This is a genomic window from Dermatophilus congolensis (assembly GCF_900187045.1).
Lineage (GTDB): Bacteria > Actinomycetota > Actinomycetes > Actinomycetales > Dermatophilaceae > Dermatophilus > Dermatophilus congolensis.
This window is the reverse complement of the sequence record NZ_LT906453.1, coordinates 970,061-994,874: the sequence shown is the minus strand read 5'-3', so window position 1 is coordinate 994,874 and position 24,814 is coordinate 970,061. Positions and strand designations below refer to the sequence as shown.

Here is a 24,814-nt window from a genome sequence, read left to right as displayed (position 1 = left end):
GTTCGGCAGTGGGCGCGACAAAACCGATGGGTGAAATCACTCGTGGAACCACCAACCCCAACCGCCTGCGCCGCTGCGACAGGTGGCTCGCTTCCATGCACACACATCTGCTCACCCGCCGTAACAACCCCACCTGGATCGTCGACCTCGGCTACGGCGCCTCCCCCATCACCACCCTCGACATGGCCAACCACTTAGCCGCCCACCCCGACATCGCCCGCCACACCCACACCGCAAACCTACGCATCCGCGGACTCGAAATCGATCCACAACGCGTACACCACGCCCACACAGTCATGCAGCAGCGCAGAAAAACTGGACACCCTGAACCCATCGCCGTCGACTTTGCGCTCGGCGGATTCGAAACGCCGCTACCCGACAATGCCCAAGCTACCGTCATCCGCGCATTCAACGTTCTACGTCAATACGACGAAAAAGACGTACCCCAGGCATGGGAAACACTGTGCTCACGACTAACCCCCGAGGGCATCGTCATCGACGGAACCTGCAACGAGCTAGGCCGCCGCACCACCTGGATCACCCTGAATCGCTCCGGCCCCATTCACCTGACCATCTCCATCAAACACGGCGCCTGGCAACGCCCCTCTGACATCGCCGAACGCCTACCCAAAGCACTCATCCACCACAACATCCCCGGAACACGCATCAACGCATTCCTCACCGACTGGGATGACGTATGGGCCCGCAACAGCCACCACGCGACCTTCGGTCAACGACAATGGTTCATTGCAGCCTGCGCAAACCTACGCGACCGCGGTTGGCCACTACTGGATGGGCCACGACGCTGGCGCCTAGGAGAAGTAACTATCCACTGGGACGCTGTAGCACCCTAAAGGACCAGAGCGTTAAAAAAACTCACCAGCTTCCGTGCGGACCAAAACCACCGGAAGAGTCTTTACGACGTTTAATCATGGGCGTGTATTGACGCAAAGCAGGGCGGGCATCAGCGAAATACACCCCAACCGCAACAATCGCGATCAAAGAAAAAGCCCCCAGCCCAGCCACATTCGTCACACCAACAAAAGTGATAAGCGCAGCCACGGCATTAATCCCGACCCACGCAGGCTTCGTAAGCTTTTCAGCCGCCTGATACGAACCAGCCGGATGCAAAACAGAATCCACCAACGCCCACAATGACGCACCAAAAGCAATCACCCCCAACGCCAAAAGCGCGAAGCTCTGCAACGTCATCAAGGTCGCCAACATGCACACCAGCGTACGTGCCCCAGGTTGCCAACCGCAGCGTGTGGATCCGTGTTCACGTACGCATCCACCCAGAACACACCAACCAACACCTACACGTCACACATCAACAATCACCGTAAACGGCCCATCATTAACCAACTCCACCTCCATATCAGCGCCAAAGCGCCCCGTTGCAACCTCCACACCCTGCGCCCGCAAAGCCTCAACCAACGCATCAAACAACGGCTCAGCCACATCACCGCGCGCCGACTCACTCCACGATGGACGCCGCCCCTTACGCGTACTCCCATACAAAGTGAACTGACTGACCAACAAAACCGGCGCGCCATCATCACTAACCGACGTCTCATCACGAGACAACCGCAACTGAGCAATCTTGCGCGCCATCACATCGACCTCAGCCGCAGTGTCATTCACATGCGCAGCAACAAGGACAACCAACCCCGGCCTCGTGATCTGCCCAACCACCTCACCAGCAACCCGCACCGCACCACGCGTAGCCCGCTGCACAACTGCTCTCACAACAACCCCTCACCGCAAACCAAAAACATCACGGCTGCACAATCACGGTCTGCGCAACCGTCACATCACCAGCCAACAACACTGCATCAACAGGAGTGTTCCTACGCACCACCCCAAGACCTACCGGGCCATCCACGTGATGCATCGCCACAGACGACAACCGCCCCACCACACGCCCATCCAACGTCAGCTCAGCACCAAGATCAGGCAACGTATGCCCCGAACCATCCAGATGAGCAAAAAACAACCGGCGCGGCGGACGACCCAAATTATGAACCCGCGCCACCGTCTCCTGACCGCGATAACACCCCTTACGCAGATGCACCGCCACCCGAAGCCAATCCAACTCATGAGGGATAGTCCGACTGTCAGTTTCATAACCACACCGAGGACGCCACGCCTGAATCCGCTGCGCCTCAACCGCAGCCATACCCGCTAACGGCCGATCACCAACAAATCCTTCAATCCCCTCCCGAGGCACAATCACCTCACGCCACGCACGCTCCCGCCCCGGATGCTCAAACCCTGGAACAACCTGCCCCACCTGCTCAGACACAACCTGTCCAGCAGCATCCCCAGAGGCCAACCGCCGCTGCAACGCCGCACGCCCACGAACCGGCCGCGACACCGGCGCATCCGGCCCATAACACGCAGTATCACCAACCGGCCCCGGCCACGCATCCACCCAGGCAAGCAACTCGCCCTCAACCGACTCACGCGCAACCGGCTCACCCACCACCGCGAACCGATCAGAGACATCAGCAACCTCAACACGCAGCATGAACCTCATCGAATCCAGCCACGCCACAACCGCACCAGAGGTACCCGGCTCAACCGTCATCCACAACGTCTGACCGTCATCGACAACATGCAAGTCATGCTCAATCCGCCCCTGCGGATCCAACACAAGCGTGCTCATCGACTGCCGCGGCGCCAACCCCAGCAACAACTGCGTAGTGAGCGAGTTCAACCAACTCAACCGATCCGGCCCCGAAACCGTCACCACACCACGATTCGACAAATCCGCCACCGCCACGCCCTGCTCCAACAAACGCGACTCACGCAACGGATCCCCGTAATGCACAGCAATCCCGGCATCCACCCCCACCCCAGCCACTGCCTTCGGGCGCCCCAACAGTGGCGAGGCGGGAGGAACCTCGCCCCTCACGCAACCCGCTCAAGCTGCGCAGACATGTGCGACGTCATCGGATGACCATCAGCAGCCATCTCCAACACCCACATCAACTTCGAATCCACCAACCCATACATGCGCTTAGCCGAGTTGTACTCCCGCGCAGCAGGAGAACGCATCACACCATCGGTAGCCATCTCGATGACAGGACGCTCCTTCTCCTTCTTCCCGACAAACATCTCCACAATGCCCGTCGGATGCGCCAACAACAGCTCAATCTCACCATCACCCACCACACGCCAATACCCCGTCTCCGTGGCCAGAGGACGAACTTGCTTGCCCTCCTCGTCCAACTCCCACGAACGAGAATTCATCGTCAGGAACGGACGCCCATCATGAGTAATCTCCACCTCCTGCACCATGTTGCACGACTCCATACCGGGATAACCCACCACTCCCAAACCACGCCAAGAGCCAACCAACCACGCCAACGGGGCAACCTCAGGGTTCAAAGTCACATCTAGCTCAAAAACCATGCCGCCATCCTCCCCGATACACGGCACCTTGCGCACCTCCAACCACCCAACAGCCCACTCCTCACCCACTCAACAACGGCACCAACGACCCCAACACCACCCACGCCTGCCCATACGCAACCACACCCGTCACCAACAAACTCGCCGCACCCGCAGCCCACCGCGCCCGAAAACCCGCAATCGTCGGAAGACCACACAACGCCAACCGCAACGTAAAAGACCCCAAACCAGCCAAACCACCAGCCAAACCCGCCACCCACACATCACTACCAACCCCCTGCGGCCCCACCCACAGCCACACCAAAGCACCAACAACCGCACCCAACAACGACGCAACCACCGCCGGCACCCACGCACGACCACGACTCACCAAAACACCAGGCAATCCATCAGCCGCCACACCCACCAACGTCGCCGCAACCACGCCCAAGGACGCCGCATGCCCCACCGGCCCCTCCAAAATCAAAAAACACGACCCCGAAGCAACCACCGTGATGCCAAAAACCGCCGACGACACTGACTCCACCAACCGCGGCCGCCGATCCCGCCGCCCCAACTGATGCACAAACTCCAACACCAGCACCACAGCAATCGCTGCCACCAACATGCTCACATGCGTCCGGTGCGTCACCCACCCACCAGCCACCAAAATCACCGCAGCAGCAACCAAAATCCCCGTCGTCCCACGCGGACTCGGCAACTGCAACAACCGAACCCACCCATTAGCCATCATCAACATCGGCACCCCCACACCCAACGTCATCAACGCCGGCACACCAGTGGCAATCCCCACACCTGCCGCCACCGTCACCGCAAGACACGCCATAGATGCAGGCCACACAGCCCATGTCACGAGATCGGGACTCTCACTCACACAACCACCCTAGCCAGTCCACCCCACACCTGTTCCCCTGAATCACCCTCCCGCGAACGGAGGAAGCACCTCAACCACCGAACCATCCCCCACAACCCGGCCACGATCAGCCCTCACACCATCCACCAAACACGTACATACACCCACCACCTTCTCCAACTCCGGATGCACCACCACCACCGCATCCAACACCTCACCCACCGTGCCCGCCGAAACAACCTCACTGTCACACCCCGCCGCAGCCGCAGCCGCAGCCCAATACCGCACCGTCACAACACCAGCCACAATCAGTCCCTCCTCACACAGCCACAAGCAACCTGCTCACAGCCACACACAACAACCTCAAACAACCCAAAAGTAGACCGCCGACCAACAGCAACCCTCCCACCAATCGTATTCTCAGACGCATGGCCCGGCTCCTCCTGATGACGTCAATGCCCTCACGGCACCTCGACGTCCTACCCGCCCTCGGCCTCCTCCCCCACGACGTCGCCCACATGCCCATCGACACCCACACCCCCACTCCCAGCACCGGATTCGACATCCTGCTCATCGACGCACGCCACGACCTTGCCCGTGCCAAAGCCCACTGCCGACACATCTCCATAGCCCTACCCGACATCCCCATCCTCGCCATCGTCACCGAAGGCGGACTCATCACCATCAACGCCGACTGGGGCATCGACGACATCCTCCTCACCAACGCCGGACCAGCCGAAATAGATGCCCGCATCCGCCTAGCCACCAGCCGCCGCCCACCCGCCCCCACCGCAGACAACGACCGCATCACCTCCGGCCAACTCACCATCGACGAATCCGCCTACACCGCCCGACTGGCCGGAGACCTACTCGACCTCACCTACAAAGAATTCGAACTCCTCAAACACCTCGCCAACCACCCCGGACGCGCCTTCACCCGAGCCCAACTCCTCCAAGAAGTCTGGGGATACGACTACTTCGGCGGCACCCGCACCGTCGACGTACACATCCGACGCCTACGCGCAAAACTCGGCCACGAACACGAAGAACTCATCGCCACCGTCCGCAACGTCGGCTACCGATTCAACCCACCCGGAGACCCCCACCCCTAACCCACCGAACAATCACATACACGCCCACCCCCAACTCGACGCAGCAATGCGCCAAGATGGAAGCATGAATGCACAACGCGTCCTGACCGAGCCCGAACTCACCGAGTTCCGCGCGCTAGCTCAGGCCGTCGCAGACGCCGACGGCGTCGAAGCCTTCTCCGAAGCCACCATGCTCCACGCAGCCTCCACCACCGAAGGCAACCACGCCTTCATCCTCCTACGTCACAACCCAGAAGACACCACCAGCCCCCTGGTCGCCGCCGCCCACATCGACAACCTCACCGACGCACCCAGCGCCGAAATCGCCGTAGCCCCCACCGCCCGTACCCACGGACACGGCACCCACCTCATCACCACCATCCTCACCACCCACCCCACCACACACTTCTGGGCACACGGACACCTACCCGCAGCCCAACACCTCGCCCACAAAACACACCTCACCACCGTTCGCGAACTGTGGAAAATGAGCCGCCCAGCCGAAGGCATCACCCCCACCAACCCCCACGACATCGCCCTGCCTGACGGCTACACCTGGCGCACCTTCAACCTCAACAACGACCACGACACCACCGACTGGCTCAACGTCAACGCCGCAGCATTCGCCACCCACCCAGAACAAGGCCGCATCACCCGCGAAGACCTCCACGCCCGCTTCGCTGAACCCTGGTTCGACCCCAACGGCTTCTTCCTCATCCACGCCCCCAGCAACACACCCAACACCGAAGGCCCCCTCGCCGCCTTCCACTGGACCAAACACCCCCACACCAACGAACCCGGCGAAATCTACGTCGTCGGCGTCCACCCAGACCACCAAGGACACGGACTAGGCACCGCCGCCACCGCCCTAGGACTGGCCCACCTAAGCACCACCGGCGCCACCACCATCGACCTCTACGTCGAAGGCGACAACACCCCAGCCATCGCCACCTACCAACACGCCGGATTCCACCGCACCGCACACGACGTCCAATACGCGCACACCCCCACCGGCCAGAAAGCACACACCATGAGCAATGACACCAGCTCCCCGGCCCCCACCAACGAAACCACAACCGTCCCCACCTCCGTGGCCCCCCGACGCGCCCCCGAACCCCGATTCATCCCCCTACCCCAGCACAACACCACCGAAGAAGAATTCCCCACCGACCGCTTCCTCGACCGCGAAATCAGCTGGCTCGCCTTTAACGAACGCGTCATGCAAATGGCCGAAGACACCACCGTGCCTCTACTAGAACGCGTCAACTTCCTATCCATCTTCGCCAGCAACCTCGACGAGTTCTTCATGGTCCGCGTCGCCGGACTCAAACGCCGCATCGCCACCGGACTAGCAGTGCGCTCCGCCTCTGGACTCGAACCCCGCGAACTCCTGGACCGCATCCACACCGTCAGCTCCGAACTACAACAACGCCACGCCCACCTCTACATCGACGAAATCCAACCCGCCCTGGCCGCCGAAGGCATCACCATGGCTCACTGGGCCGACCTCGCCAACGACGAACGCGCACACCTAACCCAATGGTTCGACGCCACGGTCTTCCCCGTCCTAACCCCCCTGGCCGTCGACCCCTCCCACCCCTTTCCCTACATCTCCGGCCTCTCCCTCAACATGGCCGTCGTACTCGTCAATACCGAAACAGGAAACGAACACTTCGCCCGCCTCAAAATCCCCTCCCTCCTACCCCGACTCGTCCCCCTCGACGACGAAGACAACACCCCCCACAGCGCCCGCTTCGTCCCCATCGAAGAAATCATCGCCGTCCACCTTGACCGCCTCTTCCCCGGCATGGACGTCCGCGAACACTTCACCTTCCGTGTCACCCGCAACGAAGACCTCGAAGTCGAAGAAGACGACGCCGAAAACCTCCTCACCGCACTCGAAAAAGAACTCACCCGCCGACGCTTCGGACCACCCGTACGACTCGAAGTCGAAGACGGCATTAGCGAACACGTCATGGCGCTACTCACCCGCGAAATGCACATCCACCCCAAAGAAGTCCTACGCCTTCCCGCCCCCCTAGACCTACGCGGCCTACGCGCCATCGCCGACCTGGAACGCACCGAACTCAAATACCCCGGATTCGTCCCCCGCAGTCACCCCGACCTCGCCCGCGTTGAATCCAGCAAAGCCGCAAACATGTTCACGGCCATCCGCGCCAAAGACGTCCTCGTCCAACACCCCTACGACTCCTTCTCCACCTCAGTACAAGCCTTCATCGAACAAGCCGCAGCCGACCCCAACGTCCTAGCCATACGCCAAACCCTCTACCGAACCAGCGGCGACTCACCCATCATCGACGCCCTCATCGATGCCGCCGACGACGGCAAACAAGTCCTAGCAGTAGTCGAGATCAAAGCCCGCTTCGATGAACAAAACAACATCGACTGGGCCCGCAAACTCGAACACGCAGGAGTCCACGTCGTCTACGGCGTCGTCGGTCTCAAAACACACTGCAAACTCTCCCAAGTAGTCCGCCGCGAACAATCAGGCCTCGTCCGGTACTGCCACATCGGCACCGGCAACTACCACCCCAAAACCGCCCGCCTCTACGAGGACTACGGCCTCTTCACCAAAGACCCGGTCATCGCCGACGACATGACCAAACTCTTCAACCAACTCTCCGGATGGGCCCCAGCAACCACCTACGAACGACTCCTCGTCGCCCCCCGCACCGTACGCACCGGCCTGCTGGACCACATCGGCGCCCAAATCGAACGAGCCGAAAACGGCCTCCCCGCCTACGTCGGCATCAAAGTGAACTCCATCGTCGACGAAGCCGTCATCGACGAGCTCTACCGCGCAAGCCAAGCAGGAGTCAACGTTGACGTTCTCGTACGCGGCATTTGCTCCCTAAGACCCGGTGTCGAAGGCATGAGCGAAAACATCCGCGTCCGCTCCATCATCGGTAGATTCCTCGAACACTCCCGCGTATTCCTCTTCGGCCCCCGCGACGAACGCATCGCTTTCATCGGCAGCTCCGACATGATGCACCGCAACCTCGACCGACGAGTCGAAGCACTAGTACGCCTATCTGACCCCCGACACATCGAACAAACATCAGCACTCGTCGAACTCGGTATGAGCGACGAAACAGCCAGCTATCACCTCGGCGGCGACGGACGCTGGACACGCCACTACAACTCCCCCGAAGGTACCCCCCTGGTCGACATGCAAGCACGCCTCATCGAAGAACACAGCGCCCGCCGCAAACGAGCACGCACACGATGAGCAAAAACACCACCATCCGCGCCGCAGGCACCATCCCCTGGCGCAAAAGCCCAGACGGTATCGAAGTCGCCTTGGTCCACCGACCCCACCACAACGACTGGAGCTGGCCCAAAGGACACCTCGACCCAGGCGAACGCAGCCCCATCGCGGCCATCCGCGAAACCCACGAAGAAACCGGACTCAACATCCGGCTCGGCGTGCCTCTCCCCACAACCCAATACACCGTCAACACCAGACCCAAAACCGTCGACTACTGGAGCGCAACCATCACCGGAGGCACAGGCAAACTCCTCCACGAAGTTGACGAAGTCGCATGGCTATCCATCCCCGAAGCACTTACCACCCTCACCTACGAACGCGACCAGATCCCTCTCCTAGAGCTCCAACGCCATCACCACGAAAACACCCTGGCCACTGCACCACTGATCTTCGTACGCCACGCGCTAGCCGTACCACGAAAACAATGGCGCAAACACGACCAACGGCGCCCTCTAAGCAAAGACGGACTCGCCCAAGCCAAAACACTGCCCCCACTCCTGCAGGCCTACAACGTGCATCGACTAGTCAGCTCATCCAGCGAACGCTGTGCCACCACATTCCACTGGGCCTCAAAGAAACTCACAATTCCGATACGGCAAACAGATCGGCTCACTGAAGAAGGGTTCGCTGCCCACCCCAAAGCAGCCCGCCGCTGTGTGGACAAACTCACCGACTGGATACGTAAAAAAGGCCTAGGAGCAGCGCTATGCACTCACGGGCCCCTCATTGAGACTCTCCTGACCTGCCTGGCCCACGATGCACCCGATAAAGACACTGCCCATGTGCTCCTTGAAGCAGCACACAACGGAATGGACAAAGGCGAAGCAATCGCGATTCACCTGGCAGTGAATGCATCAGATCGCCACATTGTTGCCGTCCGGCGACACCGCGTCTGAACTGCGGTAACGCATCTACTCGCGTCCAACAAGGCAGAAGCCGAGGCGACATGCGCACTCGCATTCTGTACCGTTGTCCATGTGCCGGGCCGCGGCAGCCCCGGGTCCCAACTTCAGCCGCCAAGAGCGGCCACGCGCCGTGAGGCGCTCCCGGTCCGGCACGCACCATCTGCGGCTTGGTAACAGGTTCTGCCTATCACGAAACAGCCTTCAGGAATAGGGATTCAAGAGTTCAGCCCCTATCCAGATAGCGGCTTATCCGAAGCGCCCCGATACGTAATCTTCAGTCTCTTTATGCGCTGGATTATTGAAGACTTTCTGCGTGTCATCGAACTCCACTAAATGACCACCCTGCCCAACACCAACTAGGTTAAAAAACCCCGTCTTATCACTCACACGCGCAGCTTGCTGCATGTTATGCGTGACGATAACGATCGTGTAGTTTTCCTTCAACTCATGCATTAAATCTTCAACAGCAAGAGTGGAAATAGGATCCAAAGCAGAACAAGGCTCATCCATCAGAACAATATCCGGCTTAACTGCAATAGTTCGCGCAATACAAAGACGCTGTTGTTGACCACCTGAAAGTCCTGCACCAGAACGCCCCAGACGGTCCTTCACCTCGGTCCACAAGTTCGCGCCACGCAAAGATTCCTCAACCAAATCATCTGCATCCGCTTTAGATAGGCGTCGATTATTCAGTCGATACCCAGCAAGCACATTGTCATAAATAGACATTGTGGGAAACGGCGTAGGCTTCTGGAAAACCATGCCGACTTTGCGGCGCACAGAAACCGGATCAACTCCCTTGCCGTAGAGATTCTCCCCATCGACAAGAACCTGACCTTCACAGTAAGCCCCCGGAATAGCCTCATGCATGCGGTTAAGCGATCGCAAAAAGGTCGACTTACCGCATCCCGAAGGGCCAATGAGAGCAGTCACTGCACGAGCATCAATATTGACATTGACATCATGAACAGCGAGGAACTTTGAGTAGTAGATATTTAGGTTAGAAACCTCGATGGCATATGACACGTCGATCAGTCCTTTTACTCGTCCGCGTCAGCGGGCCTTAGGGGAGAATACGTGAGAGACCCAACGAGCAACTAAATTAAGGGCCATCACAATAATCATAAGAAGAAGAGCCGCAGTCCACGCTCGATCAATATAATGCTGCGGAGGGACACCCGGATTCATATACTGGTAGTAAGAGAAGACTGGCAATACCGCCATACGGCCAGAAAATGGATTCCAGTTAACCGAAGTCGTAATTCCAATAGTGACAAGCAGAGGCGCCGTTTCGCCAATAATACGAGCAATAGCGATAGTGACACCTGTAGCTATACCTGCAATCGCAGTTCGGAGAACCACTTTTACGATAGTCAACCACTTAGGAACACCCAGCGCATATGCGGCTTCACGAAGCTCATTGGGAACAATTCTGAGCATCTCCTCAGTATTGCGCACCACGATAGGGATCATGAGGATACACAAGGCAGCTGCACCAATGATGCCAGCCCGAACCCCTGGCCCCATCAAGAGGGCGAAAAGAGCGTAGGCGAAAAGTCCCGCAACAATCGAGGGGATTCCGGTCATGACATCAACAAAGAACGTTAATGCACGTGACAGACGGTTGTTATTTCCGTATTCGACAAGATAGATAGCAGCAAGGATCCCCACAGGTACGGAAATAATCGTGGAGATAGCAGTAACGATGAAGGTTCCGACCACTGCATGGAGTGCACCGCCGCCACCACCGAAAACACCGCGCATCGACTCAGTGAAAAAGGCTAGATCCAGTCGAGTCAGACCTTGCTGAGTCACGGTCCACAGCAGGGAAACCAAGGGGATAAGCGCCAGCAGGAAGAATGTAATGACACACGCTGTGGCAATGCGGTCGACAGCTTGCCGGCGTCCCTCGATACAGGTAGAGACGATCGCTATTGCAGTGATGTAGCACAGACCGGTGAGAGTAACCAGCCCAAACATCTCCATGACATTGAGGCCACCCTGGTCAAACCACCCGAGCAACACGGCTGCGAGTATTCCCACCATGGTGGCGGCAGCGAGAATGCCGTAACGCCCAAGTGGCCTGAGCTGACCTGCACTGAGGCTATTTCTGCTGCTGGAGCGCGCGTCGACGTTATCTGCAGTGATGGACATCAATTGGCTCCTGAGAACTTGCTCTTACGAGATACAACCCAACGAGCAAACGTATTGACAGTCAAAGTGAGAGCGAAAAGCGCAAGCCCAGCTGCAACGAGAGTGTTGGAATCCAACCCACTGACTTCAGGGAAGTTAAGTGCGATGTCAGCTGCGATGGTGCCGGGATTCGAAGAAGTGAGGATACGAGCGGTGTAGTCGACGCTGGGAGAAAGAATCATGGCAACCGCCATGGTTTCGCCCAATGCGCGTCCCAGGCCGAGCATCGTGGCCGAAACCATGCCAGAACGCCCGAAGGGGAACACAGCCATCCGGATCATTTCCCAGCGGGTAGCCCCCAGAGCTAGCGCTGCCTCCTCATGCAGTCGGGGGGTTTGGAGAAAGATTTCCCGCATGGTGGCGGTCATGATCGGCAAGATCATGACTGCCAAAACAACCCCAACGGTGAACATGGTGCGGCCCGTAGCGCTGGGAGTTCCTGCAAAGAAAGGTATCCAGCCGAAATTTTTGCCCAGCCACATGCCTAGCGGGACGGTAGCTGGGGCCAGAACTGATAGGCCCCATAGGCCGTACACAAGGCTAGGGACAGCTGCGAGTAGATCGATGAGATATCCCAGGAAAACGGCGAGGCGTCTCGGGGCATAGTGAGAGATAAAGAGAGAAATTCCCACTGACAAGGGAACTGCGATGAGGATGGCAATGGTCGCTGAAACGATGGTGCCGAACAGGAGAGGCGCGATGTAGGCGATGAGGCCATGGCCTCCGCGCACATCTTTAGGAGAGGCAGTGACGGCAGGCAAAGCTTGCCAGATCAAGAATGTTGCCACCCCAGCGAGGATGGCCAGGATCGCCCAACCGGAGCCCAGAGATAGGCCTGCGAAGATCCTGTCGCCGGGTCGCGTGACAGCTTTGGCAGGTCCCGCTGTATGCGTGGTCACAGTGCTCTCTTTCCTGGCGTGATGTGACGTTGTTCTGGTGGTGCAGCAACGCGTTGGGTTCAATTCGCGGTGGTAATCGCGTTGATACCTTTCATGGCTGCTTCGCGGGTTTTGTTAGAGATGGGGGCTGACCCGGCGGACTGTTGAGCAGCTTTTTGTCCGTCTTCGGAGAAGATGTAGGTGAGCCAGCTTTTGACGAGCTCGGCTGTTTGTTTGTCTTTGTATTTGGTGCAGGCCAGGGCGTACGAGGTGAGCACGATGGGATAGTTCCCGGCCTCGGTGGTGTCTCGTTTGATGTCGAGTGCGTGGGAGTACTGGGGACGTCCGGCTGCCACGGGTGAGCTGTCGATGATTTTGGTTGCGGCTTCGGCCGAGATGGTGACGTATTCGCTGCCGACTTTCACTTTGGCTTTCCCTAGGTCCGCGACTTGTGATTCGTCGGCATAGCCGATGGTTCCGTCACCAGCTTTGATGGCTTGTACGACGCCAGCGGTTCCTTTGGCTGCTTCGCCGCCTTTGAGGGGCCAGCTGCCGTGGGGTTTGTGTGGCCATTGTTGGGGGGCGGCTTTGTTGAGGTAGTCGGTGAAGTTTTGGGTGGTGCCTGACTCATCGGAGCGGTGCACAGGGGTGATGGTTAAGTCGGGCATGGTTTTGCCGGGGTTGTCGGCGATGATCTTGGGGTCGTTCCATTTGGTGATGTTGCCAGAGAAGATGTCAGCAATGACGGGGGCGGACAGTTGCAGGTCAGTAATGCCTGAGATCCGGTAGGCAACAGCGATGGGTGAGATGTAGACCGGCGCTTCGATGAGTTCGCCTCGCGCGCATGCGTTGGTGACTTTGGCGAGCTCTTCTTTTTTTAGGTAGGCGTCTGAGCCAGCGAATTGAACTCCACCGTTAAGAAACTGGGTTCGCCCACCACCGGATCCAACTGGATCGTAGTTGATGGTGGAGTTGGGGTTGTCGCTTTCGAATCCAACTTTCCATGCGGCAACAGCTGCTTGTTGGGAGCTGGCTCCGGCACCAGCGATGCTGCCGCTGACACCTGCGCCGTTCCCGCTTGTCGCTTTCGACCCGTTTACGCTGCATGCGGCCACAGTGGCAGCTAAGGCAATGAGCGTTGTCACGGCGAGGGTGCGGCGAAGGTGGGCGAATTTCACTTCGAGGGTGCCTCTCTGATGGCTGTGGGTCGGTGTATGCACAGCCGAGTGGTGCGGATGGAGGCAAGGGGTATTCCTTGGGCAGTCGCCTCCTGGGTATCTCAGTGGGCGCCATCCGGCATCGCAATACGTCTTGAAGATACGTGGGTATGGGTGACGTGAGAGAGGTACCTAGGTGAACACATGGTGAACGGGAGCTAGATTTCGTGAGCTCGTGGATTGGTTTTTGGGTGGTTCTGTTGTGTTCTAGACGAGGTCGCCTCGGCGCCACATACCGGCGCAGGTGTCCAGATCTTCGCCGGTATTAAGCATGGCTGCAGCTTGGTCGGCGTGTTTGCGGGAGTCGTTGGGGTCTTCGTGGGTTAGGTGGGCGGCGCGGCCGGCAGCGATGACGCGGCAGAAGGCACCAGCACGGTGTAGTGCCATGGCTAGGTCGCCGTCGAAGACTCCACGCAGGATGCTGTCGATCATGGTGCGTAGTTCTTCAGGGCCTGGTGGGCAGGCCACTCCTGCTACTACTGCAGCTACGTCGGCGAAGCGCAGTCCTTCGCTGTATTCGGTGGATGCGCCGATGGGGTCGCGGCGGATCCATTCTTTGAGTGCGTAGAGGCGCCATAGTGCTCCGGGCAGTGATCGGGCTGCTTGTCCTGCCCAGAGCTCGGCGACGATTTCGATGCCGATCTCGTCGATGAGGCCGACGAGGCGTGTTGTGGTGGCGGGGTCGGCCGCTTCTCTGCCAGCGCGCACGAGGGCAGCGGCCGTGTCGTGCGCGATGGCAGAGACGATAGCGGGGTCGAGCTCGTCTTGGGCGAAGGAGTCGAAAGCCTCGCTCGATAGTTTTGCGGGTTTGTGGAATCGGTGGTTGTTGTCTTGGCTCATGTCAGACTGCCGGGCCGACCACCACTACGCCGTCAGGTTTGAGGGTGACGGTGTCCTCGGTGAGGCAGATGGTTGGATCCGAAGCCAACAGGATGGTGGCTGCGTTGATGTTATCGAGTTTGAGTGGGAGGGTAATGGTCTGGGCGCCAAGGTTGACGGCGATGCGGTGGCTACCTCGGTGTACGACGAAGGCGCCTGGGCCGCTGTGGCGGGCGTGTTCTAGGGCAGTGGTGGTGTCAGCGTCTTGGGGTGTGGGGGCATTGGTTGTGGCTGGTCCGTGGCCGCGGCCGATGGGGGTGCCGTCGGGGCCAGTGATGGTGACGTCGGCGAGGTTTCCGGCGCGTAGTTCTTGGCGGCTGCTCCTAAGGGCCAGTAGTGCTTTGTACCAGCGGAGCAGGGATTCGTGTTCGCCGTTGCTGCGTTCGTCCCAGTTCAGGGTGGAGTTTTCCAGGGTGGAGTATGCGCCAGGGTCGGGGACTTGTGCTTCGTCCCATCCGTGGGCGGCGAATTCTTGGCGGCGTCCTTGGCGGACTGCTTCTTGGAGTTCTTCGTCGACGTGGTCGGTGAAGTATTGCCACGGGGTGGAGGCGCCCCATTCTTCGCCCATGAACAGCATGGGTGTGTAGGGGCTGGTCAGTAGTAGGGCTGCGCCCAGGCGGAGGCGGTCGTGACCGATGGTGGCGCAGAGCCGATCTCCGGTGGCGCGGTTGCCAACCTGGTCGTGGGTTTGGAGGGAGACGATGAACGCTTCGCCAGAAACGGTTGTGGTGTCGATAGGGCGTCCGTGGGTGCGTCCGCGGAAGGAGGACCAGCAGCCGTCGTGGCGGAAGGGTCGGCGCATGGCGCGGGGTAGCCAGTGGGGCCCAGCGAAGTCGCCGTAGTATCCCTGTGTTTCTCCAGTGAGGGCGACGTGGAGGGCGTGGTGGACATCGTCAGCCCATTGCCCGGCTATCCCGAGTCCTCCGTGGGTTCGGGGGGTGACGGTGGCAGGGTCGTTGCGGTCGCTTTCGGCGATGAGTAGTAGGGGGCGGCCTAGTTCTTGGGAGAGCTGGTCCACGGCTGTGGAGAGCTCTTCCAGGAGGGGCATGGCTCGTTCGTCGTGGATTTCGTGGACTGCGTCGAGGCGTAGAGCGTCGACGTGGAAGTCGCGTAGCCACATGGTTGCGTTGTCGATGATGTATCGGCGTACTGCATCGGAGTTGGGACCGTCGGTGTTGAGGGCCCATCCCCATGGGGTGTGGTGTTTGTCGGTGAAGTAGGGGCCGAATTCGCCGAGGTAGTTGCCGTCTGGGCCGAGATGGTTGTAGACGACGTCGAGGCACACTCCCAGGCCGCGTGCGTGGGCTGCGTCGACGAATCGTTTGAATCCGTCTGGGCCGCCGTAGGGTTCGTGTACTGCGTAGGGGGCCACGCCGTCGTATCCCCATCCGTAGTCGCCGGGGAATGAGGCTATGGGCATGACTTCGACGATGTCTACGCCCAGGTCGACTAGGTGATCGAGGCGTTCGATGGCTGCGTCAAAGGTGCGTCCGGGGGTGAATGTACCGACGTGCATTTCGTAGAAGACAGCGCGGTCTAGTTCGACTCCGGACCAGTCGGTGTCTGTCCAGGTGAAGTTGTGGTCGTAGACCAGGGATAGGCCGTGGGGTCCATCGGGGAGGCGTAGTCCTCGGGGATCTAGGCGCGCTTGTCCATCATCAATGACGAATCCGTACATTTCTCCCGCGGCTGCTTGGGCGCGCACTGACCACATGTGTGCGTAGGAGCCTTCGGTGGTGTTGCGTTGCATTGGTACGCGCTCGCCTCGTAGCACGAGGTCAACGCTTTCTGAGGCGTTGGGTGCCCATACTTCGAATGTGCGCATGCGTATGTCGGAGATGTCCTCGCCGATGTCGGCCTTGTTCTCCGGGTTCTCCGGGAGTTTCGCAGACAGGTCGATGGGAAGGTTCAGGGAAGCGATTGAGGTGGGTTCGTGTGTCATGTTCTGTGGGGTCTCACTGGGCGAGTACGGCTACGGGCAAGCGGTGTAGGAGGTCGGCGAGTCGGACGTGGCCGCCTTCGTAGGTGATGTCGTCGGTTAGCACGTCGTGCCATGTGCCTTCGGGAAGGGTCACGGTGCTTTCACCAAATCCTCCTGCGGCTTCTAGGCGTTGAGGTGCGCGGGAAACAACTGTCACGAGGTTGCGGGATTTGGCCCAACCCAGTGCTGCTGCGATGCGTCCTGCTGTGGTGGATCGTTCGAATCCAACAACGAATTCACTGGTGGTAGTCAGTGGCGTGTAGCTGCTGCTGCCGTTGAACAGTGCGGGGGCATCTTTACGGAGTTTGAGTATCCGGGAGGTGATGTGCAGTTTTTCTTCGTCGAGGGAGGGGTTTTCTCCTAGTCCTAGACGGTTGAGTGCTTCAAGGAGCCCAAGACGGCGAGCGTAGTCCACGGGGCGGCGGTTGTCTGGGTCAACCAGGGACAGGTTCACCACTTCGCAGCCTTGGTACACGTCGGGCACTCCGGGCATCGTCAGTTGGAGTGTTTTAGCTCCGAGTACGTGGGCACGGATTGCTTGAGTGTTTCTTGCAACGATGCGTTCGATAGCGTCATGCAGCGCACCACCTGAGCGCACTTTGTCTGCGAATTCGACTATCCGGCGCTCGTATTCTTCGTCACCGTCAACCCATGAGGTGTGTACTTTCGCCTCACGTACCGCTTTTTGTAGGTACCCCTGGATGCGTTCATGATCGATGTCACCAACTCCGACCAGTGTTTGCCACACCAGGTGTGCTGTTGGCATGTCCACGCCCATTTCCTGGGCACATTCACGTGACAAGCGGGAGAGTTCTTCCCACCCTTGGGTGTCGCCTGCAATAGCCAGGATCCGTGCGCGTACGTCTTCGCTGCGTTTGGTGTCGTGGGTAGAAAGGGTTGTCATGCCGCCGGGCCAGTTCTGGACCTGGTGTTGGGCCCAGGTGTGCAGTTTTTGGGCAGAGCCGTGTTCGAGGTCGTCAGGGTCTCCACCTACTTCGTTCAGAGCTACCAGGCGATGGTTGCGGTAGAACAGGGTGTCTTCGATGCCTTTAGCCATCACCGGCCCCCACGTTTGCTGCAACCGGACGCTGAAGTCGATAGCCGGGGCAGTAGATTCATCGTCGGGCACAGCCAGTGGGACAAGAGCCACCAGCTCATCGTCAAGATCGGGCCGGTTTGCTCGTGCTGTGGAGAATGCTTCGGTCAACCGGCGCCGCGCATCGGGTGAGAGTTTTTCGTCCGCGCGTAGGTAGGCGCGGTACACCTCACCGGAGACAAGTAGTTCAGCAATTGCCTCGCGTAGCCGCTCGGGGTCGCGCTCGGGGAGGACTTCGCGTGCACGACGTGTCAACCGTTCTAGTTCTGGGCCAAGTGATTGGGCCACCACTTGACGTTTGGCTGCTTCGGAAGCGCCAGCGAGATCTTCGTCACCGCCACTGGCGCGCCACTGTTGGGTGATGACTGGCTCAGCGGCTGTGTCCACTAGCGCGGCTTGCACTACGCGCAGTCCGTCGTACCCGGTGGTGCCAGCACATTTCCATTTTTTGGGGAGAACTTCGCTGCCTTCGATGATTTTCTCTACGAAGATGGGGGTACCGCGTTTCGTGGCTGCAGCCAGGTTGTTGAGGTACTGCTCTGGGTCTGCCAAACCGTCCGGATGGTCGATGCGGAATCCATCGATTACGCCTGCTTTGTGTAGCTCGAGCAGGAGGGCGTGGGTGGCGTCGAAGACTTCTTTGATCTCAACTCGCACTGCGATGAGACCGTCTACTTCGAAGAAGCGGCGGTAGTTCAGGACGCTGTCTTTGTCGCGCCAACTCGCGAGGCGATAGTGCTGACGGTCCAGCACTGCACCCACGATTTCTGAGTCTGCGCACCCTGGCCAGGCCTCACCTTCGGTCCCCAACGCGACAGGAAGTACGTGGTCGAAGTAACGGATTACCCATTCGGCGCGGCCGTCTGTGCAAGGAAGTTCCACCCGGTCGAGCGTGATTTCTTGCGCTTCCAGTACAGCGGGAAGGTCATCGCCAAGAATCGGTAGTCCTAGACGGCCACCGCCGACACGCCAGTCAATGTCGAACCATTCTGCTGTCGGGGCGTCACGCCCATCGCGCAGCACTTCCCACAGCGGCTTGTTAGCGCTCTCGGGAGCCACGAATGCCATGTGGTTAGGCACTACATCCACGATGACGCCTAGCCCGCGTTCGTGTGCAGCAGCAGCTAAGGATTCGAGCGCTTCTCGACCACCCAGCTCGGCATTGACACGGCTGTGGTCCACCACGTCGTAACCGTGCATCGACCCTTGTGCAGCCTGTAGCACAGGCGACAGGTACAGGTGCGACACACCTAGGGCGGCCAGGTACGGCACCACAGCCTCCGCGTCCGCGAACCCGAAATCGGCGTTCAGCTGGAGACGGTAAGTACCGGTGACGTTCATCGAAAGGATCTCCTCACAGGGGGCCGTACGGGGGACGAACTAGCAACCGCCACAACCGTACCGACTCCACAGAGTGTCGAAGACATCCTTGGTCACGCCTCACCCACAAGGGCGGGTAGTCACTTGCTAGGCGACACCGAGGGCGAACACTGTGGATCGCATTGCTTCCACGCTCAGTGGATCCCACAACGGGCAGACGAACTCGATCTCGTCGAATTCTTCATCCAGGCTGTCCACACGACGTGCCCCAGTTTCAACGAACCCGGCACCGCGCAGGAGGTCAGCGCATCGGCTTTCTTCCCGGACTGACATGAACACGTTTGAGACCCAGTGGTCACGCATCCATTCAGACAGGCGCGCGATCAACGCAGCCGCCACGTCTACTGCGGGTGCGCCCGGCTCACGAACAACGTGGAGGAAGGCAACTTGCCCCAGTCGTTCTTCACCTTCACGGTCCACATATCCGGACACAAAACCAACAAAGCGGCCATGGGAATCCACGGCAGCAAAAGCCGCGGTGCCCCAGCGCATGAATTCACGGGCGCGCGCCACCCAGTCTGCGTCGCCATGGGCGAGCGCTTCATCCAGGGTCTCGGCATAAACGCCTGGTGCTTCGGCGAGCATGTCGAGCCACACCCGGCGAAGCTGCTCCGCTTCAGGGGGGCCGACAGCAACGAACTTGATGTCCAACTGTCTCACCTGACCCACATTAGGCGCCCTGACCGGCCAAGTCAGCCTCGCGAGCGTATGGATTGATTTCGATTCCACGTAGTGGGCATTTCACAGACCCAGCGGAATCTATACATACGTACAGGAAACGACCGTTCACCTAGTACGTCACGCTCTGGCCGCGCTGACTAGTAAGCGATATACACACAGTCAAAAGTGACGAACATCACGTTTTCCGTGCATGTCCGAAACGGGCCTACCTCACAAGAGCGACGCCAAGTCCCGAACCCACACAACCAACTCCCCCACCTCATCCGAAGCTGTCAGATCAACCACCCCGATAATCCGCCAATCTCGTTCTTGCTCAGGGTCATCGAGGATCTGCTCAACCCGCCACACAACGTGATCTTCCGCCCCGGGGCCAGCCGGATCATCGTCCTCGAAAGCCGGTTTTTCATCGATGCGGAAAAATTTCGGCCCGCGCGCATCTGGCCCAGTACCAATCGAATCCGGCACCTCGCCATATACGTCCTCATAGCCAGCAAGCGCGTCATCCCACTCTTCAGATGTAAGCGGGGGCACTTCAGCTCGGCGCAAATCCAACACATCAGCAGCGGATGAATCCAGCTCCGCTAGACCCAACACGTTGCCCTCAGCCAACAACTCCACGCGTCGCCACATTGCCTGACGCAGCCACATACGGAAGATCCGAGGGTTGCCTGTGATGGGGCGTGCTTCCACCTCCGGTGGGCGGACCTCTTCGGTCTGTTGCCGTTGCGGATCGGTGAGTGCTTCCCACTCATCCAGCAGCGAGGAGTCCGTAGCCCGGATAAGTTGCCCGAGCCAGGTGATGATGTCGTCGACCTCATCGGTGCGATACACCTCAGGCACCGTCTGGCGCAGGGCGCGGTAGCAGTCCGTGAGATAGCGCAACACCACGCCTTCAGATCGGGCGAGCTCATAGACCCGCACGAACTCTCCGAAACCACGTGCGTTCTCGAACATTTCCCGCACCACGGTTTTCGGGCTGAGGAGATCTTCGGTCAGCCAAGGGCGGCCCTGACGGTAGGTGTCGTAGGCCGCGCGCAGCATCTCCTCACACGGCTTGGGCCACGAGACATTTTCCAGCAGTTCCATCCGCTCGGCATAGTCGATGCCGTCGGCTTTCATCTCAGCGATCGCTTCGCCTTTAGCCTTGCGCTGCTGGGCCCACAGCACAGCGCGGGGATCCTCCAGCGTTGCCTCCACCACGGACAACAGATCAAGAGCGTAGGTCGGTGAGTCTTCGTCAAGCAGTTCCAGAGCAGCAAGGGCGAAGGTGGATAGCGGCTGATTCAACGCGAATCCATCTTGGAGGTCATCAACCAAACGCAGGCGCTTACGCAGATCGAAAGCGGGGGTTAGTTGATCAAATTCGATGTCTTCAGATCCGATTCGGTCATCGGTGTCGCAGCTGACTCCGCCGGGAACCGCTGAGGCCGGTAGCCGGAAAGTTTCCACAATGTCCGCGGTCTTCAAGGCACGCAGGATTTCAATTCCGCGGCGCTGCAACCGGTATTTGCGCCCAGTGGGTTCATGGCTGTCCCAGATGAGGCGCCGCATGAGCAGAACCGGGTCTGCATCATCCAGTTCAGAGCGGGCAATGACATCAAGAACCATGGCATGCGTCACCCGCATCCGAGACACCAGCGGTTCTGGCTGGCCTTCCACCAGTCGCGTGAACGTGTTCTCGTCCCAGGAGACAAACCCCTCGGGGGCTTTCTTTTTCTGAGCTTTCTTCTTCTTTTTCGGGTCGGCAGCAGCCTTCTCTTCGGCCTTGATGTTTTCGATGACGTGTTCGGGAGCCTGCACTACGACGGTTCCTGTGGTGTCGAACCCGGCACGGCCAGCTCGACCAGCGATCTGATGGAACTCGCGCACCTTCAGTACACGTTGGCGGCTTCCATCGAATTTAGTCAGACCAGTGAGCAGAACAGTACGGATCGGCACGTTGATCCCCACACCAAGGGTGTCTGTGCCACACACCACTTTGAGCAGACCAGCTTGAGCGAGGGTTTCCACGATGCGTCGGTACTTGGGCAGCATCCCGGCATGGTGGACACCGATGCCGTGGCGGATCAGCTTGCTCAGCGTGGTGCCAAAGCCTTTCCCGAACCGGAACCCACCCAGCATTTCGAGAATCTTGTCGCGGTCTTCACGGCTAGCGACCTGCACACTCAACAAAGCTTGCGCCCGTTCTAGCGCGTCTTTCTGGGTGAAGTGCACTACATACACAGGGGCTTGGCGAGTCTGGATAAGCTCCACAAGCTTGTCCGTGATCGGCTCAGTCGAATACTCAAAAGACAACGGGACCGGGCGTTCAGCGTTATCGACCAAGGCTGTTTCTCGCCCTGTACGTGCCGTCAAATCACTGCGGAAGAACGACACATCACCCAACGTGGCACTCATCAGCAAGAACTGGGCCTGCGGGAGCGTCAAGAGCGGAACCTGCCACGCCCAGCCACGATCAGGCTCAGAGTAAAAATGGAACTCATCCATGACGACGGTGGAAACAGCCAGATGCTCCCCATCACGCAGAGCCAAGTTGGCGAGAATCTCAGCGGTACACGCAATGATCGGAGCATCAGCATTCACCGAAGCATCACCGGTAATCATGCCGACGTTATGCGCCCCAAACTTGCCCACAAGGTCGAAGAACTTCTCACTCACCAACGCCTTAATCGGGGCGGTGTAGTAAGTACGGCGACCAGTACGTTGAAAGTCAGCCAGCGCAAAAAAATGAGCCGCGAGCGCCACCATGGATTTTCCTGACCCGGTAGGGGTGGCGAGGATGACGTTCGCCCCGGCCGCGAGCTCCAAAGCGGCTTCTTCTTGATGGGGGTAGAGGACCACGCCGGTCTCTAGAGCCCACTGGGTAAACCCTTCAAATAGGGCATCTCCCTCGGGAGCGGAATCGGTGGTGGGCGGCATGTGGTCGGTCAACGCAGTCATCACCCACCATGGTGGCAGGTTCAGCCAGCCACAGTAGAGGTGAACCGCCCCACCGACGCCCACAACATCAATGTGGTGGCGTTGCGGGGGCAGGAAACTCAGCTGTGCTTAAGCACAGCTGCCGCGATTCGGTGCCGCGGCGAGCCGATATCTGCTGCGGCGCGGCGGCAAGGCCGGTTTGTCAGCTGTGTTTTTCTGGGCTGTCGGCCTGACGGGCTTCGTCTTCAATGTGGCCGTGAGTGCGGCCTGTGTTTTGGCCGGGTTGTCCGTACCCGGCCTGCCCAGGGTGGGCATCTTCGGCGCGTTGTTTAGCAGCCTCCATCTCTTTGGCTTCGCGGTCGCTGCGTGAGACCTCAACAGGGTCATGTGATTGCGTCATACGACGAGGCTGCCCCGCGCCTGCCCTGACCGCAACACATGCCGGGGCGACACGCTAGTTCTGCTGACTGCGCTGCTGCGAGCAGGCGCACAGCAGCTGTGCGTTTGGGTTTTCTGACCTTGTCCCCATCACAACAGCTGGCGTGCCCAGCACCACCACGTGCCCAGACACGCCAGCTGTTGTGACGGCGCCACCAGATGTGAGCTACGGCTCACACCTCAAGGGAATGCAGCACGTGCTTAATGCGCGTGTACTCCTCCAACGCATAGACAGACAAATCCTTGCCGTACCCAGAGTTTTTGAAACCGCCGTGCGGCATTTCAGCAGCAAGCAGCACGTGCGTGTTCACCCATACACACCCGAAATCCAAATCTCGGGAAACCCGCATTGCTGTGCCGTGATCACTGGTCCACACACTCGAGGCGAGCCCATAGTCCACCCCGTTAGCCAGCTCTACTGCCTCTTGCTCAGTGCTGAATGTCTGCACCGTCAACACCGGAGCGAAGGTTTCCTCCTGGACCAGCTCATCATCTTGGCGAACCCCATCAATGATCGTGGCCGGCACATAGAAACCCTCACGCTCCAACGCCGCGCCACCAGTCAACACCCGCGCGTGCGCAGGAACACGCGCCAGCTTTTCCTTCACTTGAGCGAAGTGCCGAGCATTGTTCAGCGGCCCGAAATCATCCCCCTGCCCTGTGCCCGTGGTCGTGTTGCGCGCAGCAGCCACGAGAAGGTCCACAAACTGCTCATGCACACTCTCCTGCACCAACACCCGTGTCACGGCGGTGCAGTCCTGCCCAGAGTTAAACGTCCCGAACATGACCAGTTGCTCGGCCGTACGCTGCAAATCAGCATCCGCGAACACCACCGCAGGGGCCTTACCACCCAACTCCAGATGGGCCTGCTTCAACCCTGCAGCCGCCCCAGCAGCAACCGCACGACCAGCACGCACCGACCCAGTAATCGACACCAGCCCCGGCACAGGATGCCTACTCATCAACTCACCAGTAGAAGCATCACCAAGAACAACATTGACCACCCCTGCGGGAAACACCTCCCCCGCCAACCGGGCCAACACCAGCGTGGACTCCGGAGTGGTATCTGAAGGCTTCAATACCACCGTGTTCCCCGCAGCCAACGCCGGACCCAACTTCCACAACGCCATCAAAATGGGGTAATTCCACGGAGTGACCTGCGCGACCACACCAATAGGTTCACGGCGCACATACGACGTGTGCCCTTCCAAATATTCCGTCGCAGCACGACCCTCACACGTACGCGCAGCCCCAGCGAAAAAACGAATATGGTCAGCTCCAGCCATGACCTCCTCATCGAGGATCTGCTGACGCGGCTGCCCCGTGTTCCGGGCCTGGGCATCAACAAGTTCCTCCCCAGCCGCCTCAAGCGCATCCGCGAAAGCCAAAAGCATCTTCTGACGATCACCAGGAGTGCTGTTCCTAAACGTCCGCGAAGCACGCAACGCCGCATCAAAAGCAGCATCCACATCACGGGCACCAGAAATCGGCGACACCGCAACAACCTTCCCCGTGGTGGGGTCGACAACATCAAGACTGTCCGTCGCGCAAACATCGACAAAAACGCCGTCAATGAAATTCTGCAAACGATTCATCG

General features: G+C 59.4%; 21 protein-coding genes and 1 pseudogene. 5 read left to right on the top strand and 17 right to left on the bottom strand.

The window, feature by feature from the left end; genetic code table 11:
• Window positions 1-8: 8 nt before the first annotated feature.
• Window positions 9-854, top strand: coding sequence for a class I SAM-dependent methyltransferase (locus tag CKV89_RS04260; RefSeq protein WP_231935446.1), 846 nt, complete (start codon window positions 9-11; stop codon window positions 852-854).
• A 22-nt stretch (window positions 855-876) separates the two neighbouring features.
• Here CKV89_RS04260 and CKV89_RS04255 read toward each other — a convergent pair whose 3' ends face one another.
• The 6 genes from CKV89_RS04255 to CKV89_RS04225 form a co-directional block, all read right to left on the bottom strand.
• A complete protein-coding gene (locus CKV89_RS04255) occupies window positions 877-1,227 on the bottom strand; it encodes a DUF2516 family protein (RefSeq protein ID WP_028327153.1) in 351 nt (116 codons plus the stop codon).
• Between the two features lie 96 nt (window positions 1,228-1,323).
• A complete protein-coding gene (gene dtd, locus CKV89_RS04250; protein WP_028327154.1) occupies window positions 1,324-1,749 on the bottom strand; it encodes a D-aminoacyl-tRNA deacylase in 426 nt (141 codons plus the stop codon).
• 28 nt (window positions 1,750-1,777) lie between these two features.
• Window positions 1,778-2,917, bottom strand: coding sequence for a CAF17-like 4Fe-4S cluster assembly/insertion protein YgfZ (gene ygfZ / locus CKV89_RS04245; protein WP_028327155.1), 1,140 nt, complete (start codon window positions 2,915-2,917; stop codon window positions 1,778-1,780).
• Complete coding sequence (locus CKV89_RS04240) at window positions 2,914-3,417, bottom strand: FABP family protein (protein WP_028327156.1); 504 nt, start codon at window positions 3,415-3,417, stop codon at window positions 2,914-2,916. The genes ygfZ and CKV89_RS04240 overlap by 4 nt, the downstream gene beginning before the upstream one ends.
• 61 nt (window positions 3,418-3,478) lie before the next feature.
• Complete coding sequence (locus CKV89_RS11735) at window positions 3,479-4,291, bottom strand: hypothetical protein (protein ID WP_154657632.1); 813 nt, start codon at window positions 4,289-4,291, stop codon at window positions 3,479-3,481.
• Between the two features lie 42 nt (window positions 4,292-4,333).
• Window positions 4,334-4,576: a MoaD/ThiS family protein gene (locus CKV89_RS04225; RefSeq protein ID WP_231935445.1), complete on the bottom strand. Its 243-nt coding sequence runs from the start codon at window positions 4,574-4,576 to the stop codon at window positions 4,334-4,336.
• A 122-nt stretch (window positions 4,577-4,698) separates the two neighbouring features.
• On the opposite strand from CKV89_RS04225, the gene CKV89_RS04220 reads away from it, so the two are divergent.
• The 4 genes and pseudogenes from CKV89_RS04220 to CKV89_RS04210 all read left to right on the top strand — a co-directional run bounded on the left by CKV89_RS04220 (window position 4,699) and on the right by CKV89_RS04210 (window position 9,546).
• On the top strand, window positions 4,699-5,382 hold the full coding sequence (locus tag CKV89_RS04220; protein ID WP_028327160.1) for a winged helix-turn-helix domain-containing protein: 684 nt from the start codon (window positions 4,699-4,701) through the stop codon (window positions 5,380-5,382).
• Window positions 5,383-5,428: 46 nt separating this feature from the next.
• Window positions 5,429-6,298 (top strand): annotated as a pseudogene (gene mshD / locus CKV89_RS12235) (mycothiol synthase); the annotation flags it as partial.
• 93 nt (window positions 6,299-6,391) lie between these two features.
• Complete coding sequence (locus CKV89_RS04215) at window positions 6,392-8,611, top strand: RNA degradosome polyphosphate kinase (protein WP_051277521.1); 2,220 nt, start codon at window positions 6,392-6,394, stop codon at window positions 8,609-8,611.
• Complete coding sequence (locus CKV89_RS04210) at window positions 8,608-9,546, top strand: NUDIX hydrolase (protein WP_028327162.1); 939 nt, start codon at window positions 8,608-8,610, stop codon at window positions 9,544-9,546. The genes CKV89_RS04215 and CKV89_RS04210 overlap by 4 nt, the downstream gene beginning before the upstream one ends.
• 255 nt (window positions 9,547-9,801) lie before the next feature.
• Here the strand turns inward: CKV89_RS04210 and pstB are convergent, their stop codons facing one another.
• From pstB to CKV89_RS04155, 11 genes are all read right to left on the bottom strand, one after another.
• On the bottom strand, window positions 9,802-10,581 hold the full coding sequence (pstB, locus tag CKV89_RS04205; protein WP_028327163.1) for a phosphate ABC transporter ATP-binding protein PstB: 780 nt from the start codon (window positions 10,579-10,581) through the stop codon (window positions 9,802-9,804).
• A gap of 27 nt (window positions 10,582-10,608) precedes the next feature.
• Window positions 10,609-11,709 carry a phosphate ABC transporter permease PstA gene (gene pstA / locus CKV89_RS04200; RefSeq protein ID WP_051277498.1) on the bottom strand — a complete coding sequence of 367 codons (1,101 nt, stop codon included), beginning with the start codon at window positions 11,707-11,709 and terminating at the stop codon, window positions 10,609-10,611.
• Complete coding sequence (pstC, locus tag CKV89_RS04195; protein WP_028327164.1) at window positions 11,709-12,647, bottom strand: phosphate ABC transporter permease subunit PstC; 939 nt, start codon at window positions 12,645-12,647, stop codon at window positions 11,709-11,711. Before pstC ends, pstA begins: the two co-directional genes overlap by 1 nt.
• 59 nt (window positions 12,648-12,706) lie before the next feature.
• Window positions 12,707-13,846 carry a phosphate ABC transporter substrate-binding protein PstS gene (pstS, locus tag CKV89_RS04190; RefSeq protein ID WP_231935444.1) on the bottom strand — a complete coding sequence of 380 codons (1,140 nt, stop codon included), beginning with the start codon at window positions 13,844-13,846 and terminating at the stop codon, window positions 12,707-12,709.
• A gap of 204 nt (window positions 13,847-14,050) precedes the next feature.
• Complete coding sequence (locus CKV89_RS04185) at window positions 14,051-14,683, bottom strand: hypothetical protein (protein WP_028327166.1); 633 nt, start codon at window positions 14,681-14,683, stop codon at window positions 14,051-14,053.
• 1 nt (window position 14,684) lies between these two features.
• Window positions 14,685-16,664 carry a malto-oligosyltrehalose trehalohydrolase gene (gene treZ / locus CKV89_RS04180; RefSeq protein WP_231935443.1) on the bottom strand — a complete coding sequence of 660 codons (1,980 nt, stop codon included), beginning with the start codon at window positions 16,662-16,664 and terminating at the stop codon, window positions 14,685-14,687.
• A 13-nt stretch (window positions 16,665-16,677) separates the two neighbouring features.
• Window positions 16,678-19,140, bottom strand: a complete 2,463-nt coding sequence (gene treY / locus CKV89_RS04175; protein WP_028327168.1) for a malto-oligosyltrehalose synthase — start codon at window positions 19,138-19,140, stop codon at window positions 16,678-16,680.
• Between the two features lie 126 nt (window positions 19,141-19,266).
• Window positions 19,267-19,839, bottom strand: a complete 573-nt coding sequence (locus tag CKV89_RS04170; protein ID WP_051277499.1) for a hypothetical protein — start codon at window positions 19,837-19,839, stop codon at window positions 19,267-19,269.
• A gap of 231 nt (window positions 19,840-20,070) precedes the next feature.
• Window positions 20,071-22,800 (bottom strand): DEAD/DEAH box helicase, encoded by a 2,730-nt coding sequence (locus CKV89_RS04165; RefSeq protein ID WP_028327169.1) that lies wholly within the window; start codon window positions 22,798-22,800, stop codon window positions 20,071-20,073.
• Window positions 22,801-22,981: 181 nt separating this feature from the next.
• Complete coding sequence (locus tag CKV89_RS04160; protein WP_028327170.1) at window positions 22,982-23,179, bottom strand: hypothetical protein; 198 nt, start codon at window positions 23,177-23,179, stop codon at window positions 22,982-22,984.
• A gap of 211 nt (window positions 23,180-23,390) precedes the next feature.
• The gene (locus CKV89_RS04155; RefSeq protein ID WP_028327171.1) at window positions 23,391-24,812 is read right to left on the bottom strand and encodes an aminobutyraldehyde dehydrogenase; all 1,422 of its coding nucleotides are present in this window, start codon (window positions 24,810-24,812) and stop codon (window positions 23,391-23,393) included.
• Between the last annotated feature and the right edge of the window lie 2 nt (window positions 24,813-24,814).

What these genes read in the sequence shown, in the direction of transcription:
- CKV89_RS04255 (WP_028327153.1), bottom strand. Translation starts at nt 1,227, where the DNA reads ATGTTGGCGACCTTGATGACGTTGCAGAGCTTCGCGCTTTTGGCGTTG.
- CKV89_RS04240 (WP_028327156.1), bottom strand. Translation starts at nt 3,417, where the DNA reads ATGGTTTTTGAGCTAGATGTGACTTTGAACCCTGAGGTTGCCCCGTTG.
- CKV89_RS04220 (WP_028327160.1), top strand. Translation starts at nt 4,699, where the DNA reads ATGGCCCGGCTCCTCCTGATGACGTCAATGCCCTCACGGCACCTCGAC.
- CKV89_RS04215 (WP_051277521.1), top strand. Translation starts at nt 6,392, where the DNA reads ATGAGCAATGACACCAGCTCCCCGGCCCCCACCAACGAAACCACAACC.
- CKV89_RS04210 (WP_028327162.1), top strand. Translation starts at nt 8,608, where the DNA reads ATGAGCAAAAACACCACCATCCGCGCCGCAGGCACCATCCCCTGGCGC.
- pstA (WP_051277498.1), bottom strand. Translation starts at nt 11,709, where the DNA reads ATGTCCATCACTGCAGATAACGTCGACGCGCGCTCCAGCAGCAGAAAT.
- CKV89_RS04185 (WP_028327166.1), bottom strand. Translation starts at nt 14,683, where the DNA reads ATGAGCCAAGACAACAACCACCGATTCCACAAACCCGCAAAACTATCG.
- treZ (WP_231935443.1), bottom strand. Translation starts at nt 16,664, where the DNA reads ATGACACACGAACCCACCTCAATCGCTTCCCTGAACCTTCCCATCGAC.
- treY (WP_028327168.1), bottom strand. Translation starts at nt 19,140, where the DNA reads ATGAACGTCACCGGTACTTACCGTCTCCAGCTGAACGCCGATTTCGGG.
- CKV89_RS04165 (WP_028327169.1), bottom strand. Translation starts at nt 22,800, where the DNA reads ATGACTGCGTTGACCGACCACATGCCGCCCACCACCGATTCCGCTCCC.
- CKV89_RS04160 (WP_028327170.1), bottom strand. Translation starts at nt 23,179, where the DNA reads ATGACGCAATCACATGACCCTGTTGAGGTCTCACGCAGCGACCGCGAA.
- CKV89_RS04155 (WP_028327171.1), bottom strand. Translation starts at nt 24,812, where the DNA reads ATGAATCGTTTGCAGAATTTCATTGACGGCGTTTTTGTCGATGTTTGC.